Consider the following 15,832-nt stretch of genomic DNA (forward strand, 5'->3'; position numbering starts at 1 on the left):
GCCTCATGGCCGCTGGTGCTCCGACCGGGCCGGAGCCGGGGTGCCCAGCCGGACAGGGAGCGCGGTGACATTACGACCGTACGAGGTGCGTCCCCATGTCACCGGCCCCTCCAAGCACAGGTCCGGCAGGAGCGGGTAGATCTCATCGAGGACCACCTCGAGCTCCATAGAGGCCAGATGCGCCCCGACGCAGCGGTGGATCCCCGTGCCGTAGGCCAGCACGGGGGCAGTGCCACGCCGCCGTGATGAGGAATCGAAGCGCGACGGATCGAACACTCCAGGATCCTGGAATGCCCGGGGGTCGTGGTTGGCGCCGGTGATCAGCCCAAAAATCCGCGAGCCCGCAGGGAGAACCTCACCCCCCAGTTCGATGTCGCGTACGGCGACTCGCGGGATCGGGCTGTACATCGCCGGCGACTCGAACCGCAGCAGTTCCTCGACGTACGCCGCAGCCCCGCCGGGGGATCCGTCGAGGCGGTCGATGTGCTCACGACGGACCAGCGTGCGCCACAGCGCCAAGGCGATGACAAAGGCCATGGTGGGCCCACCGCCCGCGAGGATGGTGAACACCATGGCGATGATGTCGTTCTGCGACAGGCCGCCCTCGTCATCTCTCATGTCGGCCAGTGCCGTGATCAGATCGCTGCCTCCGCCGCCGCGCCGACGGGCCACCAGGTCCACCACGAAGGCGTCCAGTTCCTCACTGCTGCGATCCGCGTCGGCCAGCCGGACGTCGGTGAGCGTCGGATCGAATGGCTGCTCGATATGCCACACGCACGTGCTCAGCCAGGAGACATCCTCCGGCGACAGGTCCAGCAGCAGACTCATCATGTGCGTGGGAAGAGCCGTCGCCAGTTCGCGCAGGTCCGCCTGCTCTCCGCCGGTCAGTCTCTCCATGAGGTCTCGGACGCTTTCCGCCACGATCACCCGGGTTCGCTCTCGGAGCGCGGACACCCGCGCGGCAGTGAAGTACCGCATGTAGACCCGGTTGAGGCGGGTGTGCTCGGGCGGATTCCGCAGCCCGATGGTGTCCGCCAGCCGACGAACGCTCGGGTGGTGCTGCATTGCCCCGGACCGGAGGATGCCGGCCGCCTCTACCCGGATTTGCTCTATCGGCGCCCGGAAGAGCCGGGAGACGTCCTCGTAGCGGCTGACCAGGTACTCACCGTCCGCTCTCCGGTACACGGGGGCGTTCTCCCGCAGCCAGGCAGCCAGAGGCAGCGGATCCGCCATCACCACCGGGTCAGACAGCACGGCGTACACGTCCGACGAGGCCAGTACGGTCCGCCAGTCCCGGCTACCGCCGGGAGTTGACGCGGCGAAGGGCGAGTTGGCTGTCATGCTCATGTCACTCCTACCGTTCTCGCATCGCACAACGCGACGCGCACAAGGGTTGCAGGGGGAAGGGGTGCCGCTCTCCGACGTCCTCACCGGGGCAGGCAGGCTAAGGGCTGTCCCGTAATCCGTGGTGGATCAGCGCACGGCGTCAGATACGGTGCATCGCAAGGCGGAGGGACGTCCGCATACTGGATGCATTCGGGCGTTCCGACAACGCAGCGAGGTGCCGTAGCTGTCGTCGTGCGCCCGCCAGGGATTACGGGACAGCCCTTAGGCCCCCCGCCGAAGGAAACGTGCGTCATAGTGCGCCGGGGACCGAGGAGTCCTCATGACTCCCGCAGGAGCCGCCATCACCAAGTCAATGGCCTGGACGATCGGCCCCGCCGCCGCGGTGTAGATGGCCGCGGTGTCCGGACTTTCCGGATACCGTTCCAGTCGACGCCAACTCCACCGTGCATGCGGCAGGGCTGTTGCGGTTACTGCGCGATTCGATCGAGCGGCCTTCCGCGCAACTCCACAGTGACCCGTATCGACGGTTCGAGGTACCGTCCCACCCACAGCCCCAAATGATCACTGAGCTGCGCATCCAGTGGCTTCTGACACCAGATCAGCCGACTCTAAATCGGCCAGAGCCCGAACCACCTCGGCACCCAGGCGCCCGGGTTCCCGGACGGCCGCCCTGCAACGGTCAACGGGCTTCATCAGGATGCATCCCTTTCACTTGAATACAGGCTGGCTCGTCGAGCGTTCGTGTCATGGCTGCGGGCACCGCAGAAGGGGAAAAGCGGGACAACAGAACTGGTCACCGACATAACGCGCCGCGGCCAGAAGTCGTCAGCGCCGCAATTCCGGAAGCATGGGCGAGAGAATCAGACGTATGAGGGCCGGACCTGGTCAACCAAGGCGCTTGCTTCCGTGATTGTTCCCTTGGTGACTCCCCGACGTCAAGAGGCGGAAGTTCCGATCTCCAGCTACTGAACCGCGCCGGACCCGGCGAGACCTTCGGCGGTGCTTGTGAGCCGGGGTTTCTTGCGTTGATTAATGGATGTTTCCCGTGCGGCACAGCAGGCAAACCAGGAGAGGTGCGGGTCACACTCTGGAGCAGTTGGCGGCACACTCCTATTTACCGAAGGTAGGCACCGGTAAACATAGGTCACGTACGGGAAAATGTGCTGGCGAAGAATGTGTGCGACAAAGCGAAGGCGACGAACTGCGGTGTTTCCTTGCCGAAAAGGAGCTCAATTCAAAATTCTCCGAGCTCGTCCATATCGCCCCAACTAATTGAAAATTCCTGAGACGCGGCAAACGCCTCGGGTTGTTGTTCTGTGTGCTTGGACGGCGTATCGCCTCACAACGCGCCGTGGCGTTCCGGCGCCGCATCGCTCCGGCCTGACCCGCGCCAGCGTGCTCCGAGCCGGGTAGGGCATCGGCACCGCCGCCGGGAGTACGCTCGCCGCCTCAGTCGACGATGGTCGCCGTGCGCGGCTCGCGGCCCTGCGCAGGATCGAGGTAGCGGCCGTGGCCGTAGTCGCCGCGCAGGGTGGTGCGCTGCGCGCGGCGGCGCACGTCCAGGGGCACGCCGGCGGCGCTGTGGATCACGCGCCAGTTGTCCCAGACGATGACGTCGTCCTCCCTCCACTTGTGGAAGTAGGCGTAGCGTTCGTCCACGAGGTGGTCCGCCAGCTGGTGCAGCAGGGCATCGCTTTGCGCCGCGTCCATGCCGAGCACGTGGTTGGCGTGCATCGGCGACAGCTTGAGCACCTTGCGGCCGGTCTCCGGGTGGATGATGACCAGCGGGTGCACCACCGGCGGGAAGTCGTACTTGCGGAGTTCGGCCATGCTCTCAGGATCGGTCTTCAGGTTCACCAGGTCCGGCGGAAAGCCATAGGGGTTCTTGTCCATCTCCGGCGTGAAGTGGTAGACGACTTCGAGGTTTTCGATGCGCTCCTGCAGCTGCACCGGCAGGCGTTGCCAGGCGGCGATGCCGTCGATGAAGCCGGTTTCGCCGGCGATCGCCGCCGGCTCGATCATGCGCAGCACCGCGCCGCGCACGATCACCGGCGTGAAGGACTGGTCCCAATGCCAGCCCAGCCAGCCGGCGCGCTCGGCGCCGTTGACGCGCATCATGGGGCCCTTCCCCTTGCCCTTTTCGGGATCGTATTTCAGCTCCATCAGATAGGGATTGTCGTCGACGTTGAGGTCGGGCGTCGCCGAAGACTCAAGCTGGCCGAAGCAGCGGCTCAGCCGCAGGTGTGCCTCGGCCGAGCGGCAGCCGCGGAACAGCAGGATGCCGCCACGAATCCAGGCGTCCAGCAGCGCCTGCCGCGTCGCCTCGTCGAAATCTCGCTCCAGGTCCAGGCCATGAACTTCCAGGCCGATGTACGGTGACAGCGGTATGGTGGCGATCGGCATGCGCGGTCCCCCTCGAATAATAATTCATCATCGAAACATCAATCGCATCGTGACGGCACGGCCGACGCGCGTCAAGGAAAATCTCTTCTTTTTATATTATATTAGTTACTCACATGTCGATTGAAGCAGACAGTAACGCCACTTATTGCATTAGTACTCCAGCGGGATTTCGTGTTCTGGGCTGGTTCTGCGTTGGTAGAACCCCTCGGGGGTGCGATGGCCAGCATATTCGGCGAGCTGCCAGCCGTTCTTCCGTGTCACTGGACCCAGCAGCCCGCGGACGTAGTCCCGCATCCGCCACCGCAGATCCACCCGGCCGAACAGACCCGCCACCCTGCCCAGCACCAACTCCAACTCCAACTCGGCAGCCCACACGTCTACTTCAACAGTTCCCGCCACACCCCACACAACAAACAGCCCCAGCCCAGGACACGAAATCCCGCTGGAGTACTAAGTCTTGATTGGTGCGGCCGACCTGGCGGCCTGCTCGATCTTCGCGCAGTAGGCTGCACGGGCTTCCTCGTCGATCGGCTTCTCGTGTTCGGCGCGCAACCCGGTCCGGCCGTCGAGGCCCTCGCGCAGGATATCGGCGTGCCCGGCATGCCGGATGGACTCACCGAGGACATGGACCATGATGGCGAACAGGTTGGTGTCTGCATAAGGCTCCGGCCACCACGGCACGTGGCCGGGGGCGTCGAGGGGAAGCTCGTTGATCGTCGCGTCCGAGTGTTCCCACGTGCGCCGGTAGAACCCGATGATCTGATCGCGGGTCTCGTCCTCGGTCGCCCACAGATCGCTGCCGTTGGAGTCCTGCCACCGGGGCAGCGGTTCCGGGGAAGGGCGGTCGAAGACCTCGCCGAAGTACCTGGCCTCGACGGTGGCCACGTGTTTGACCAGGCCGAGGAGGTTGGTCCCGGTCGCTGTCAAAGGCCGGCGGGCGTCGTATTCGGACAAGCCGTCGAGTTTCCAGAGCAGCGCCTCGCGGTCCCGCCGCAGTCTCCCGTGCAGGTTGTCTTTCGCGAATTCATCGATCATGCGGCATGAGCCTGCCATGGGCTGCTCGTGGTCTCAAGATCCCGTACGTGGCCCACAACGACAGGCAGAACCGAGGCCTGGCCATGGCCGCCGCCCTGACCTGCTACAAGAAGCTCGCGAAACTTGCCACGTGAGGCAACCTCTAAGCTTGTTCTTTATCTTCCGGTCTCGAACTGAGTCGCTCACCTGGGGATTCGCCGGACGCGGTAGCGGCCTTCGTCTGATCCTGTGCTCCGACCAAGGTGCACGTGACCGAGACGAAGGCCGTGAGTGTCCCGTCTCATTCGATCTTGCCGGTGACCAACCCCATGACCAGTGCGGATGCAAGGACGCGTGAGACAGGTCGAGGCCGGAATCTCGGTTGACGTTGTCGCTCGCCAAAGTTCACGACGACCAATCTCAGATGATCTTGTCGCTCGGCGTGGGATGGTCAGTATCCGAGCTTGCGTCGCCGCCATGCCTCTGTTTTGCACCTCGCTGAGCAGTAGACGGCTCCTTTCCGGTGTTCCAGCCCTTCGGTCCAAGTGGACTTGCAGATCAGGCATTTCACCTTCAGCCTGGACGGTTCCGCTTGATCGAGCCTCCATCTGCGTGCCCGGCATGCGCTTGAGCGGAAAGCTGCGTTCGGGCGGGCCTGCGGGTCGAGTCGGGTTCCGCAAGTGAGACAGCGCAGGTCGTTGGTGCCGCGGCTAGGATCCGCCCCTTCGCGCGAGCCAGCGACAGGCGGAATAGGAAATAGGTGATCGTCGGCCGTGCGGTAGTGACGTTCTGCCTCCATCCAACGGCGGAGTGCATCGCGCTGGAGTGCCCGTGTTCGTCGGCCAGCCGCACCAGGACGCCGGAGAGGCCGATCACGGTGTGCACCTTGCCGTCGAACCTCACCCGGTCACCGGGCCTAACCACCAGGCGGAGGTCTCACCAGGCCGGCACCACCCGCTGGACCATGCTTCGCGGCCCCAACGGACTTGATTCCAGGTCAACTTCCAGAACTCGGCGCCAGAGCAAATGATAGAGAACCGGCAGCACAGCCAGGCGGTCACCGACCCGCTCGGCCCCGGCCAACAGGGCCTCCGGCTCAGTGAAGGCCGCCGCCAAGTGCGAGGCGACAGGTTCCCGGTGGTTGCGCGGGTGCCGGTAGCCCGCCAGCCACTTGACGTTCGCCAACAGCACCGGATCGATCACTCCCACCCGGCGGAAGGCCCAACCGGCGAGTTCGCAGGCCCGTGCGGTGGCTGCGAACGCCTCCGCATCGTCCGGCTCGATCCGATCGTCCGGACGGACATCCACCACCAGGCCGCCGCCGTCATCGAGTCGGGCGAAGAAGTCCGGGACGTGCCCGCGACGGCCCCGCCGGCCGGGCCAGAACAGCCGGAACGGCTGGCCAGCCAGAGCCGTGACCTGCGGATCGAGGTCCATCAGCATCGCGTGGTGCCGTTCCAGGTGCGACTCGCAGGACAGCTGCCCGGCCGTCGTGGCCGCCCAGTAGTCACGGGTCACGGACTTCTGCCCCTGGTAGGACTTGACCGTACGCACCGGCGACAGCCGCTCGAACCTCAGTGTCCAGCAGGCCGACAACGGCTCGCGGCGGCGTACGCAGTCCTCATCGACGTATACCACCTCGAACGCAGCCTGCCCCAGCCTTTCGACATCCATCGTCCAGCCCCCGGATCGATCACACGGAATCGATCCAAGCGAAGTCGCCAGCAGACACCTCCGCCAGCGATGCGGCCTCAAACCACCCGTGAGAGGGAACAGCACCTGAGACGGAGCATGGTCAGCGGCAACTCCAGCTGAGACGGCGGTCCGGGTCTGCCCAGGTCAGGAACGTGATGGCAGAGAACGAGCCAGGGCACTGGGCGGAGCCGTTCCCGCCGCCGAGTGGGAACGCCCTCGCAGAGCACCTCGTCACCGTTTCTCTGAGCTGCGGTGATGTCCAACAAACCGGAGCCGGTGGCGGTCTACCGGCCTGGTTCGCGGCCCGGAATCGCGGTTGCTGACCAGATCACTCCGTTACGGGCAGGCACTCGGTGAGCAGGTCGATGACGTCGTGCCAGGCGCGCCGCGCGTGCTGTGGGTGGTAGCCGACGCCGGGGACCATGGGGTGGTCGACCGGCGGGTGGTGGAAGGCGTGCAAGGCGCCGCCGTAGACCACGAGGCGCCAGTCGACGCCCGCGGCCTGCATCTCGGCGGTGAACGCGTCCCGTTGCGCGGGCGGCATGATCGGGTCTTCCGACCCGACCCCGGCCCACACTGGGCAGCGGATGCGCGCCGTCTCGCCCGGTCGGCCTGTGGTCAGTGCGTTGACTGTGCCGATCGCGCGTAGGTTGACGCCGTCGCGCCCGAGTTCCAGCCCGATGGCGCCGCCGGTGCCGTAGCCGACGGCGGCGATCCGGTCGGGGTCGGTCCGCGGTTCGGCGCGCAACACGTCGAGCGCCGCGTGGCCGATGCCCCGCATCCGGTCGGGGTCGGCGAGCAGCGGCATGCAACGGGCCAGCATCTCGTCTGGGTCGCCCAAATAGCGCCCGCCGTGGAGGTCGAAGGCCAGAGCTACGTATCCCAGTTCGGCGAGCGCATCGGCCCGGCGGCGCTCGACGTCGCTGAGCCCCGGGCCCTCTGGTCCGAGCAGCACCGCGGGTCGGCGGTCGACGCCGGCCGGGAGCGCGAGGTGCCCGATCATCGTCAGGCCGTCGGCCGGGTACTCGACCGTGCGCGTTGTAATCGTCGTCATGAGACTGGACCGTAGTGATCGTCGAGCCGGGTCGGGCCGGTGTTCTCCGCCGGCAGAACAGCGCGGGAGTGCCTCTGAAATGCGGCGATGGCTCACAAGATCCGTCACAAACCCCGTTCCCGCAGCAGCGTTATCGGATCACCTGCCTTGGGCACGGTGCTGGAGGTGGACCTGCCAGGTCCTGCGCCGGGGGACCTGCGCCTACACGACGAACAAGTCGGATGCGAAGGGGTTCGCGGAAGCGTTCGCTGAACTCGACGGCCAGTAGAGGGAGCCCCCGCGAGCGCAGAGCTGGGGCGAACCCGACTGAGCGACACATCGCGTGAGAATCAGTCTCCGCCCCGGCCCACTGCGACAACGTCACCTGAGACCAGCCGCGAATCCAACAAGGTCACGTGAGACAGCGAGCACATTGCGAGAGACGGGACAGCCGTGAGGATGAGTCTGCTGCCTGCTGCCGTCCGGGGGGGAAGCGTTCGCGGAAGCGTCACGCTTCCGTGGCGAGTTCTACGAGTGTCTGACCGCACGGCGCGACGAGTTGTTCGAGCTGGTGGACGCGGTGCTGTGTGCGGACGGTGCGGTCCACCCAAAGCTCACCCACCGCTCATCCTGGCTCGACCACGATGGTGAACTACCCCTGGTTGAGGGGACGTTGATGCGGTTGAAAGTCGAGCACCTGTCGAAGGACCGGGATGCCCCGCCGGTGTGGTCATGGTCCTCCAAAACCGGGGCCACCCCGGACGACGTGGACCGCTTCTGGCAGGCGTTTCTCCGCCGCTTCGATCTGGAACACACCTTCCGCTTCGCGAAGCAGACTCTCGGCTGGACCACCCCGAAACTGCGCACTCCCGAGGCCACGGACCGCTGGACCTGGATCCTGATCGTCGCTCACACCCAGCTTGCAGGGCACCCCGCTACGACGTCGGCAAGACCGTCAAACGCCCCGAGACCCTCAAGGCCATCGGCAAGCCCGGAAGATCTTGGTAGATAAAGAACAAGCTAAGGGGCTATATGAATGTCTCGGTCATGACTTTCCCACGTTCCCAGCCCCGTATGGCGCACGATCAGCGGATGGCCTGCACCACGTAGAGAGCACCAAGTGCTGCGGCCAGGGTGCCGAGAAGTAGTCGCAGAGCTGTCTCGGGGAGGCGCGGTTGGAGGTGGGCGCCGAGATAGCCGCCGATCAAGCCGCCGACTCCGCAGGCGAGGCCCAGGAGCCATTCCGGCGCTACATCTCCGCGGCTGATCAGGGACAGCAACGCGAAGGTGGCCGCGCCAACGAGCGAGGTCGCGAATGTGGAGGCGAGGGCGGCCGGGGCGACGCGGGCGACCGGCAGGCCACGGCCAACGAGGATCGGTCCGAGAAGCGAACCGCCTCCGATTCCGTAAATCCCTCCCACGATGCCCACGGCCAGCGCGAGGCCGGTGACGGTGCGTGCGGACGGTTCACCAGCGGCGGCCCGCTGGGGTGTTGGGCGGAGGGTGCGTGTGCACAGCCACAGGCCGAGCGGGAGGAGGAGGGCGGCGATGAGGAGTCGGAAGACGGTGGGGCCTGGGAGGGCGAAGACCCGGATGACGGCGCCGAGGATCACTCCGGGCAGGGTGCCGGCCACCAGGAGCCTGGTGAGTGGTCCGCGCAGGGCGCCGGTTTGGCTGTAACGCCACAAAGCCCCAGGTCCGGCGATGACGTTGAAGAGGAGGTTGGTCGGCGTGACCGCGGGGTTCGGCACACCGAAGACGCTCAGCTGGACCGGGAGGAGGAATACCGCCCCGGACACCCCGACCGGTGCGGTCATTGTCGCGATCAGCAGCCCTGCGGACAGGCCTCCCAGCGCAGTCCACCAGTCCACCGTTGCTCCCGCCCGTGTCCGTTGCCGGACCAGTATCAGCACGCCCGCCGGCGGCGCAGCCGGTCGGCAACGCGATGTTCATGAGCAGCAGGTGCAGCCGGGGCGGCAGCCGCGCGCGTCCGTCTCGTCGCCCGAGGACGGCATAGCTGCGACGGAGTGGGCGGATGGTGCGCAACAGCCCTTGCCCTGCCAGGCGTCGCGCCCTTCCTTCACCGCGATGGCGGCGATGACGAGGGCGGCGATGGGGTCGGCCCAGGACCAGCCGAGGGTGGCGTTGAGAACCAGCCCGATCAGCAGGACGGCGGAGAGGTAGGTGCACAGCAGGGTCTGCTTGGAGTCTGCGACTGCGGAGGCGGAGCCGAGTTCGCGCCCGGCGCGGCGCTGTGCGGCGGAGAGGAACGGCATGATCGCCAGGGACAGGGCGGCGATGACGATGCCCGGGACGGAGCGGTCCGCCTCGCCGGTTCCGGTCAGGGCTCGTACGGCGTCGAGTGTCACGTACGCGGCGAGTGCGAAGAAGGAGACGGCGATGATCCGCAGCGTGGTCTTCTCCCGGGCCTCGCGTACGCCGTGGTCGCGGGCGGAGAACTGCCAGGCGACTGCGGCGGCGGAGGAGACCTCGATGACGGAGTCCAGGCCGAAGCCGACCAGCGCGGTGGAGGAGGCGATCGTCCCGGCGGTGATCGCGACGGCCGCCTCGATGACGTTGTAGGTGATCGTCGCAGCGACCAGCAGCCGTATCCGCTTCGCGAGCGCGTCGCGGCGGGCCGGGGACGGCCCCAGGGATATCGCGGTCATCAGCAGCAGCCCTTCGTGGCGGCGTCCGGGCAGGTCCTTTCCGACTCGACCGCGACCACCGCGGCGAGGACATGCTCCAGGGCGTGGCCGAGGCGTTGGTCGGCGAGTTCGTAGCGGGTGCGGCGCCCGTCGGGCACGGTGACGACGAGGCCGCAGTCGCGCAGGCAGGCAAGATGGTTCGACAGCCGAGTGCGCGAGATGTCGAGGGTGTCGGCGAGGTCGGAGGGATAGGCCGGCTCCTCGCGCAGCGCGAGAAGGATCCGGCAGCGGATCGGGTCGGCGAGCGCGCGGCCGAAACGGGCCAGCACCTCGATGTCAGAAGCAAGAGTCAGCACCCGCAAGACAGTACAGCGATATCTGAATTCAGGAAATCATGGATCATTGGCTCCGGCCGGACACCTTGCTCCGCTACGGTGCGCCGAGATCTTCCGGCTGGCATTCGGCGGCGGGCCGCCGCGAAGGAGCAGGCGATGAACGCGGTGGGGACCTCGGCCGGTGGCGGCGAGTTGAAGCGGCGCCTAGGGGTGTCCGACGCGGTGCTGATCGGGCTGGGGTCGATGATCGGGGCGGGCATCTTCGCGGCGCTCGGTCCGGCGGCCCAGGCGGCCGGGTCCGGGCTGCTGCTCGGGCTGGCCCTCGCGGCGGTGGTCGCATACTGCAACGCGATGTCCTCGGCGCGGCTGGCCGCCCGCTACCCGGCCTCCGGCGGCACCTACGTCTACGGCCGCGAACGGCTCGGTGACTTCTGGGGCTACCTGGCCGGCTGGGCATTCGTCGTCGGCAAGACCGCCTCCTGTGCGGCCATGGCGCTGACCGTGGGCACCTACGCCTGGCCGGGTCAGGCCCACGCGGTTGCGGTGGCCGCCGTGGTGGCGCTGACCGCGCTCAACTACACGGGTGTGCAGAAGAGCGCGCGGCTGACCCGCGTCATCGTCGCGGTGGTCCTGGCGGTTCTCGCCTCGGTGGTCACCGCCTGCCTGACCAGCGGGACTGCCGAGACCGCCCGGCTGGACATCGGCGCGGACGCCACGACGGGTGGTGTTCTGCAGGCGGCCGGGCTGCTGTTCTTCGCCTTCGCCGGATACGCCCGCATCGCCACCCTCGGCGAAGAGGTCCGCGACCCGGCCCGCACCATCCCCCGCGCGATTCCCCTCGCCTTGGCCATCACCCTCGTCGTCTACGCCTGTGTGGCCGTCGCGGTTCTGTCGGTGCTCGGGCCCGAACGGCTCGCCCACGCCACCGAACCGCTCACCGAGGCCGTACGGGCGGCCGACGTCCCCGCCCTGGCCCCCGTCGTGCGCGTCGGTGCGGCAACCGCCGCGCTCGGCTCCCTGCTCGCCCTGATCCTCGGCGTCTCCCGTACCACCCTGGCCATGGCCCGTGACCGGCACCTGCCCCACACCCTGGCCGCCGCCCACCCGCGCTACGGCGTTCCCCACCACGCCGAACTCGCCGTGAGCGCGGTCGTCGCCATCGCCGCCGCCACCGTCGACGTGCGCGGCGCGATCGGCTTCTCCTCCTTCGGCGTCCTGGCCTACTACGCGATCGCCAACGCCGCCGCCTACACCCTCACCCCGGCCGAGCGCCGCCCGCCACGCGCCGTTCCCGTCCTCGGCCTGGCCGGCTGCACGATCCTCGCCTTCGCCCTGCCCCTGACCTCCGTCATGACCGGAGCCGGCATCCTCGCCGCCGGCGCGGCCGTCTACGGCGTACGAAAGGCACGCGTCCGCAGCTGACCGGCGCTGAGCCCCACCCACTCTGGGGCGGGCGAAGCACCACACCCGATCCAGGGTGGTGCGCAGACCGGCAGCCGGGCCGGAACATGTGAAGAAAGACGCAGCCGTGACGGGACAAGAGCAGACCCCCCAACTGGCGCAGGCGCAGCGCGAGCACTGGCAGCACACCTACACCGCCCACCCCGGCATGTACGGAGAACAGCCCTCCGAGCCAGCCATCCACGCCGTCGGCGTCTTCCGTACGGCCGGAGCCCGGGACGTCCTGGAGCTCGGCGCCGGACACGGCCGCGACGCCCTGCACTTCGCCCGGATGGGCTTCACCGTCCAGGCCACCGATTTCTCCGCCACCGGCCTGGAACAGCTCACCCACGCCGCCCAGGCGCAGGGCGCCGGGGACCGTGTGGCCACCACTGTGCACGACGTCCGCGAGCCGCTGCCGCTGGCGGACGGCTCCGTGGACGCGGTATTCGCGCACATGCTGCTCTGCATGGCCCCGTCGACCAAGGAGATCCACACCCTGGTCGGCGAGATCGCCCGGGTGCTGCGGCCCGGCGGGTCCTTCGTCTACACCGTCCGGCACACCGGCGACGCCCATTACGGCACCGGCACCACGCACGGCGACGACATCTTTGAACACGGCGGCTTCGCGGTGCGCTTCTTCGACCGCGACCTGGTCGACGCCCTCGCCGACGGCTGGACCCTGAACGAGGTCCACGCCTTCGAGGAGGGCGACCTGCCCCGCCGACTGTGGCGCGTCACCCAGATCCTGCCCCGCTGACTGCCGCCCCGATCCCGGTGCCCGACATCACCGTCGATGGCACCGGCCAGCTCTGCATCACCCTCCTCCTGCGGCTCGTCGCCCGCGTCAAGGACGCCCAGCCCGGCACGGTCGTACACGTCATCGCCACTGACCCGGCCGGCCCGCTGGATCTGCCCGCCTGGTGCCGCATGACCGGCCACACCTACCTCGGACCCGTCGCGGAACCCGATGACACACCTGCCGTCTACGCCCTGCGCCTGGCCGCCGACGCGCGGCCGACCATCCCCCACACGGTTCAAGCGGGCCGCCTCACTGCTCGGCGTGACTCGCTCGGGATCGGCAAGGATGCGGCGAGCGACCAGCCGAATCACCGTAGAAGCGTGTGGGTGAAGCTCTACGTGGCCGATCTTGCCACCCGTTACTACCCGCACGTACTGGAACCCGTACGAGGGCTTGACGAGCAGCTTCCCCTCGTCCCGCATCTTGTAGCCGGAGTTGAGACAGTCGACGACGTTGCGGCCGAGGTGGTCCACGGCCGCAGCTACGAGGCCGTCGTACGGGCCCCTCTCATCGTGAAGCCAGGGGCCCAGCTTCGGCCGGGTATCGGGTCCGTGGCACCCGAGACCTCCCAGCCATCAGCCCAGCCGACGATGTGACCCCGACGGATGCGGCGGCGGTGAGTACATCTTCCCGCTGACGCTCCGGGGATGACGCGGCGTAGCGGCTACCCCCAGGACGATCTTGGTCAGCCTAGGAAGGTCAGGCGGACCTGGCGGCGGGGGTTGTCGATGTTGGTGTCTACCAGACAGATGGACTGCCAGGTGCCCAGTTCCAGGTGGCCGTCGATGACCGGCAGGGTGGCGTGGGGTGGGATCAGGGCGGGGAGGACGTGGTCTCTGCCGTGGCCCGGGGTGCCGTGGCGGTGTTGCCAGCGGTCGTCGGCGGGGAGCAGGGTGTGGAGCGCGGCGAGGAGGTCGGTGTCGCTGCCGGCGCCCGTTTCGATGATGGCCACGCCGGCGGTCGCGTGGGGTACGAAAATGTTCAGCAGACCGTCCCGGCCCGCCGCGCTCTCCTGGAGGAAGCTCTCGCAGGCGTGGGTCAGATCGGTCACGGCCTCGGCGGTGCCGGTGCTGATGTTCAGGATCCTGGTGGTGAATGCGTCGGACATGCGTCCATCCTGCCGCCCGGTCCCTGGAATCGCGCGTCCGCGTGCCGAGACACCATTGACCTGATCAGGGAACGCTCGCTACGTTCTGCGCCATGTTGCGTTCAGCTCTGCTCACCACGCGCGGTCACATCGACCTGCTGCGGGTGGCGTCCGCCGCGTGTTGTCGCGGCTGCTGACGTCTTCTCAGCGCTCTCCCCGCTCTCTTTTTTCGGCTGCGCCCCCTATTCGTGTGCCGGCCTGACTCTCGTCGCACCGCCACGCGCGGACGCTGAGGCGATGGTCCCCCGCGCACCCTCTCGCGCCCGCTCCCCTCCTCGCCCTTCCGCTGCCTGTGGAGCCGCCATGACCGTCGACCATGCCCCGCCGGATATATCAGTCATATCGGTGAATGAACCGCCCGTTCTGGAGCCGGTCACTCCTGTCTCCGCCCCCGGCTCCCGGCGCCGCTCCGTCCCCCGCTGGCTTCGCCGGATCATCGGGCCGCTGCTGCTTCTGCTCAGCTGGCAGGTGCTGAGCGCGACCGGCGTACTGCACCGCGACATCCTCGCCTCCCCCGGCACCATCGCCCGGGCGGCCGGCGATCTGATCGCGGACGGCACCCTGCCGGCTGCCATGGGAATCTCGCTCCAACGCGTCGCCGTCGGCCTGCTGCTCGGCGGGGTGATCGGTATCGCGCTCGCGCTGGTCTCGGGGCTCTCCCGGCTCGGCGAGGATCTGGTCGACGCGACCGTACAGATGCTGCGCACCGTGCCCTGGGTCGGGCTGATCCCCTTGTTCATCATCTGGATGGGCATCGGTGAGGCACCCAAGATCGCGCTCATCGCGCTCGGCGTCGCCTTCCACCTCTATCTCAATGTGTACGCGGGCATTCGCGGCGTGGACGAGCAACTCATCGAAGCCGGACAGTCGTTGGGACTGGGCCGCTGGGGGCTGATCCGGCATGTCGTGCTGCCGGGCGCGCTGCCCGGTGCGATGACCGGACTGCGGTACTCGCTCGCCACGGCCTGGCTCGCCCTGGTCTTCGGCGAGTCCATCAACGCCGACGCCGGCATCGGCTTCCTGATGAACCAGGCCAGGGAGTTCTTCCGTACCGAGGTCATCGTCGTCTGCCTGGTCGTCTACGCCTTTCTGGGCCTGCTCGCCGACGCCGTCGTCCGCACTCTCGAAAGGCTGCTGCTGCAATGGCGACCGACCTTCACGGGCCAGTGAGCCCCGTGAGTCCGCACGCACCCCAGGCGTCCTCCTCCGGCCCGGCGGTACGGGTCGAGGGACTGACCCGGTCCTTCGACGGCCGTCCGGTGATCGACCAGCTCGATCTGACCCTGCGGCCGGGGGAGTTCACCGCGCTGCTCGGCCGCAGCGGCTGCGGCAAGTCGACCCTGCTGCGGGTGCTGGCCGGCCTCGACCGTGACATCGAGGGCACGGTGCTCGTGCCCAAGCGGCGCGCGGTCGCCTTCCAGGCGCCGCGGCTGATGCCCTGGAAGCGGGTCTGGCGCAATGTGCTGCTCGGGCTGGACGGCAAGCCCGAACGGGCCGTCGCCGAGAGCGCGTTGGCAGAGGTCGGACTCAGTCACCGGTCGGGCGCCTGGCCCAAGACGCTCTCGGGCGGCGAGGCCCAGCGCGCCTCGCTGGCCAGGGCGCTCGTACGGGAACCGGATCTGCTGCTGCTCGACGAGCCGTTCGGCGCGCTCGACGCGCTGACCCGGATCAAGGCGCAGCGGCTGGTGGCCGAGTTGTGGCAGCGGCGCGGCTGCGCGGTCCTGCTGGTCACCCATGACGTGGAGGAGGCGCTGCTGCTCGCGGACCGGGCGCTGGTGATGCGGGACGGCGTCATCGCGTACGAGACACCGGTCGCGCTGGAGCGTCCGCGCTCCGTGGGTGATCCCGGCTTCGCCGCGCTGCGCTCCCGGCTGCTCACCGAGCTGGGCGTGGACGAACCAGCCGCCCCGAGCAGCGCCGCCTAGGCCGAGCGCCCGAGCACAGAGCAGAGAGCACCAGCTGCCCGAG

17 protein-coding genes and 1 pseudogene are annotated in these 15,832 nt (G+C 68.0%); 8 read left to right on the top strand and 10 right to left on the bottom strand.

Going from position 1 to position 15,832, the window contains the following annotated elements:
- Window positions 1-3: 3 nt before the first annotated feature.
- The 4 genes from ACFVWW_RS29680 to ACFVWW_RS29695 form a co-directional block, all read right to left on the bottom strand.
- Complete coding sequence (locus ACFVWW_RS29680) at window positions 4-1,347, bottom strand: cytochrome P450 (RefSeq protein ID WP_384330852.1); 1,344 nt, start codon at window positions 1,345-1,347, stop codon at window positions 4-6.
- A 1,449-nt stretch (window positions 1,348-2,796) separates the two neighbouring features.
- Window positions 2,797-3,750, bottom strand: coding sequence for a TauD/TfdA dioxygenase family protein (locus tag ACFVWW_RS29685; RefSeq protein ID WP_386878929.1), 954 nt, complete (start codon window positions 3,748-3,750; stop codon window positions 2,797-2,799).
- Window positions 3,751-3,900: 150 nt separating this feature from the next.
- On the bottom strand, window positions 3,901-4,149 hold the full coding sequence (locus tag ACFVWW_RS29690; protein WP_384330858.1) for a hypothetical protein: 249 nt from the start codon (window positions 4,147-4,149) through the stop codon (window positions 3,901-3,903).
- Window positions 4,150-4,200: 51 nt separating this feature from the next.
- Window positions 4,201-4,785: a DinB family protein gene (locus tag ACFVWW_RS29695; RefSeq protein ID WP_386878928.1), complete on the bottom strand. Its 585-nt coding sequence runs from the start codon at window positions 4,783-4,785 to the stop codon at window positions 4,201-4,203.
- A gap of 5 nt (window positions 4,786-4,790) precedes the next feature.
- Between ACFVWW_RS29695 and ACFVWW_RS29700 the strand changes: the two genes are divergently transcribed.
- Window positions 4,791-4,919: a hypothetical protein gene (locus tag ACFVWW_RS29700; RefSeq protein WP_384180539.1), complete on the top strand. Its 129-nt coding sequence runs from the start codon at window positions 4,791-4,793 to the stop codon at window positions 4,917-4,919.
- A gap of 781 nt (window positions 4,920-5,700) precedes the next feature.
- Here ACFVWW_RS29700 and ACFVWW_RS29705 read toward each other — a convergent pair.
- A complete protein-coding gene (locus ACFVWW_RS29705; RefSeq protein WP_386878927.1) occupies window positions 5,701-6,438 on the bottom strand; it encodes a TnsA-like heteromeric transposase endonuclease subunit in 738 nt (245 codons plus the stop codon).
- 349 nt (window positions 6,439-6,787) lie between these two features.
- Entirely contained in the window at window positions 6,788-7,513 is a 726-nt protein-coding gene (locus tag ACFVWW_RS29710) for a dienelactone hydrolase family protein (protein WP_386878926.1), read from the bottom strand.
- A 580-nt stretch (window positions 7,514-8,093) separates the two neighbouring features.
- Between ACFVWW_RS29710 and ACFVWW_RS29715 the strand changes: the two are divergent.
- A pseudogene (locus ACFVWW_RS29715) lies at window positions 8,094-8,500 on the top strand (transposase); the annotation flags it as partial.
- A gap of 77 nt (window positions 8,501-8,577) precedes the next feature.
- On the opposite strand, the gene ACFVWW_RS29720 reads toward ACFVWW_RS29715, so the two are convergent.
- The 3 genes from ACFVWW_RS29720 to ACFVWW_RS29730 form a co-directional block, all read right to left on the bottom strand.
- Window positions 8,578-9,363: a sulfite exporter TauE/SafE family protein gene (locus ACFVWW_RS29720; protein ID WP_384180545.1), complete on the bottom strand. Its 786-nt coding sequence runs from the start codon at window positions 9,361-9,363 to the stop codon at window positions 8,578-8,580.
- Window positions 9,364-9,441: 78 nt separating this feature from the next.
- Entirely contained in the window at window positions 9,442-10,161 is a 720-nt protein-coding gene (locus ACFVWW_RS29725; RefSeq protein ID WP_386878925.1) for a cation transporter, read from the bottom strand.
- Window positions 10,161-10,496, bottom strand: coding sequence for an ArsR/SmtB family transcription factor (locus ACFVWW_RS29730; RefSeq protein WP_384330879.1), 336 nt, complete (start codon window positions 10,494-10,496; stop codon window positions 10,161-10,163). The genes ACFVWW_RS29725 and ACFVWW_RS29730 overlap by 1 nt, the downstream gene beginning before the upstream one ends.
- 135 nt (window positions 10,497-10,631) lie before the next feature.
- On the opposite strand from ACFVWW_RS29730, the gene ACFVWW_RS29735 reads away from it, so the two are divergent.
- From ACFVWW_RS29735 to ACFVWW_RS29745, 3 genes are all read left to right on the top strand, one after another.
- On the top strand, window positions 10,632-11,897 hold the full coding sequence (locus ACFVWW_RS29735; protein WP_386878924.1) for an APC family permease: 1,266 nt from the start codon (window positions 10,632-10,634) through the stop codon (window positions 11,895-11,897).
- Between the two features lie 106 nt (window positions 11,898-12,003).
- A complete protein-coding gene (locus ACFVWW_RS29740; protein WP_386878923.1) occupies window positions 12,004-12,675 on the top strand; it encodes a class I SAM-dependent methyltransferase in 672 nt (223 codons plus the stop codon).
- Window positions 12,676-12,692: 17 nt separating this feature from the next.
- Entirely contained in the window at window positions 12,693-13,313 is a 621-nt protein-coding gene (locus ACFVWW_RS29745; RefSeq protein WP_386878922.1) for a sulfurtransferase TusA family protein, read from the top strand.
- A gap of 89 nt (window positions 13,314-13,402) precedes the next feature.
- Here ACFVWW_RS29745 and ACFVWW_RS29750 read toward each other — a convergent pair whose 3' ends face one another.
- A complete protein-coding gene (locus tag ACFVWW_RS29750) occupies window positions 13,403-13,825 on the bottom strand; it encodes a secondary thiamine-phosphate synthase enzyme YjbQ (RefSeq protein WP_384180554.1) in 423 nt (140 codons plus the stop codon).
- 92 nt (window positions 13,826-13,917) lie between these two features.
- Here ACFVWW_RS29750 and ACFVWW_RS29755 point away from each other — a divergent pair, with 92 nt between their 5' ends.
- The 3 genes from ACFVWW_RS29755 to ACFVWW_RS29765 all read left to right on the top strand — a co-directional run bounded on the left by ACFVWW_RS29755 (window position 13,918) and on the right by ACFVWW_RS29765 (window position 15,789).
- Window positions 13,918-14,001, top strand: coding sequence for a putative leader peptide (locus tag ACFVWW_RS29755; protein WP_343234701.1), 84 nt, complete (start codon window positions 13,918-13,920; stop codon window positions 13,999-14,001).
- A 166-nt stretch (window positions 14,002-14,167) separates the two neighbouring features.
- The gene (locus ACFVWW_RS29760) at window positions 14,168-15,034 is read left to right on the top strand and encodes an ABC transporter permease (protein ID WP_386878921.1); all 867 of its coding nucleotides are present in this window, start codon (window positions 14,168-14,170) and stop codon (window positions 15,032-15,034) included.
- The gene (locus ACFVWW_RS29765) at window positions 15,007-15,789 is read left to right on the top strand and encodes an ABC transporter ATP-binding protein (protein WP_386878920.1); all 783 of its coding nucleotides are present in this window, start codon (window positions 15,007-15,009) and stop codon (window positions 15,787-15,789) included. Before ACFVWW_RS29760 ends, ACFVWW_RS29765 begins: the two co-directional genes overlap by 28 nt.
- Window positions 15,790-15,832: the final 43 nt, after the last annotated feature.

It is taken from the genome of Streptomyces sp. NPDC058198, from assembly GCF_042882605.1.
In the GTDB taxonomy this organism is placed as follows: Bacteria; Actinomycetota; Actinomycetes; order Streptomycetales; family Streptomycetaceae; genus Streptomyces.

Coding starts and splice junctions, on each gene's coding strand:
- ACFVWW_RS29680 (WP_384330852.1), bottom strand. CDS start 1,347: ATGAGCATGACAGCCAACTCGCCCTTCGCCGCGTCAACTCCCGGCGGT.
- ACFVWW_RS29685 (WP_386878929.1), bottom strand. CDS start 3,750: ATGCCGATCGCCACCATACCGCTGTCACCGTACATCGGCCTGGAAGTT.
- ACFVWW_RS29695 (WP_386878928.1), bottom strand. CDS start 4,785: ATGATCGATGAATTCGCGAAAGACAACCTGCACGGGAGACTGCGGCGG.
- ACFVWW_RS29700 (WP_384180539.1), top strand. CDS start 4,791: ATGAGCCTGCCATGGGCTGCTCGTGGTCTCAAGATCCCGTACGTGGCC.
- ACFVWW_RS29705 (WP_386878927.1), bottom strand. CDS start 6,438: ATGGATGTCGAAAGGCTGGGGCAGGCTGCGTTCGAGGTGGTATACGTC.
- ACFVWW_RS29710 (WP_386878926.1), bottom strand. CDS start 7,513: ATGACGACGATTACAACGCGCACGGTCGAGTACCCGGCCGACGGCCTG.
- ACFVWW_RS29725 (WP_386878925.1), bottom strand. CDS start 10,161: ATGACCGCGATATCCCTGGGGCCGTCCCCGGCCCGCCGCGACGCGCTC.
- ACFVWW_RS29735 (WP_386878924.1), top strand. CDS start 10,632: ATGAACGCGGTGGGGACCTCGGCCGGTGGCGGCGAGTTGAAGCGGCGC.
- ACFVWW_RS29750 (WP_384180554.1), bottom strand. CDS start 13,825: ATGTCCGACGCATTCACCACCAGGATCCTGAACATCAGCACCGGCACC.
- ACFVWW_RS29755 (WP_343234701.1), top strand. CDS start 13,918: ATGTTGCGTTCAGCTCTGCTCACCACGCGCGGTCACATCGACCTGCTG.
- ACFVWW_RS29760 (WP_386878921.1), top strand. CDS start 14,168: ATGACCGTCGACCATGCCCCGCCGGATATATCAGTCATATCGGTGAAT.
- ACFVWW_RS29765 (WP_386878920.1), top strand. CDS start 15,007: ATGGCGACCGACCTTCACGGGCCAGTGAGCCCCGTGAGTCCGCACGCA.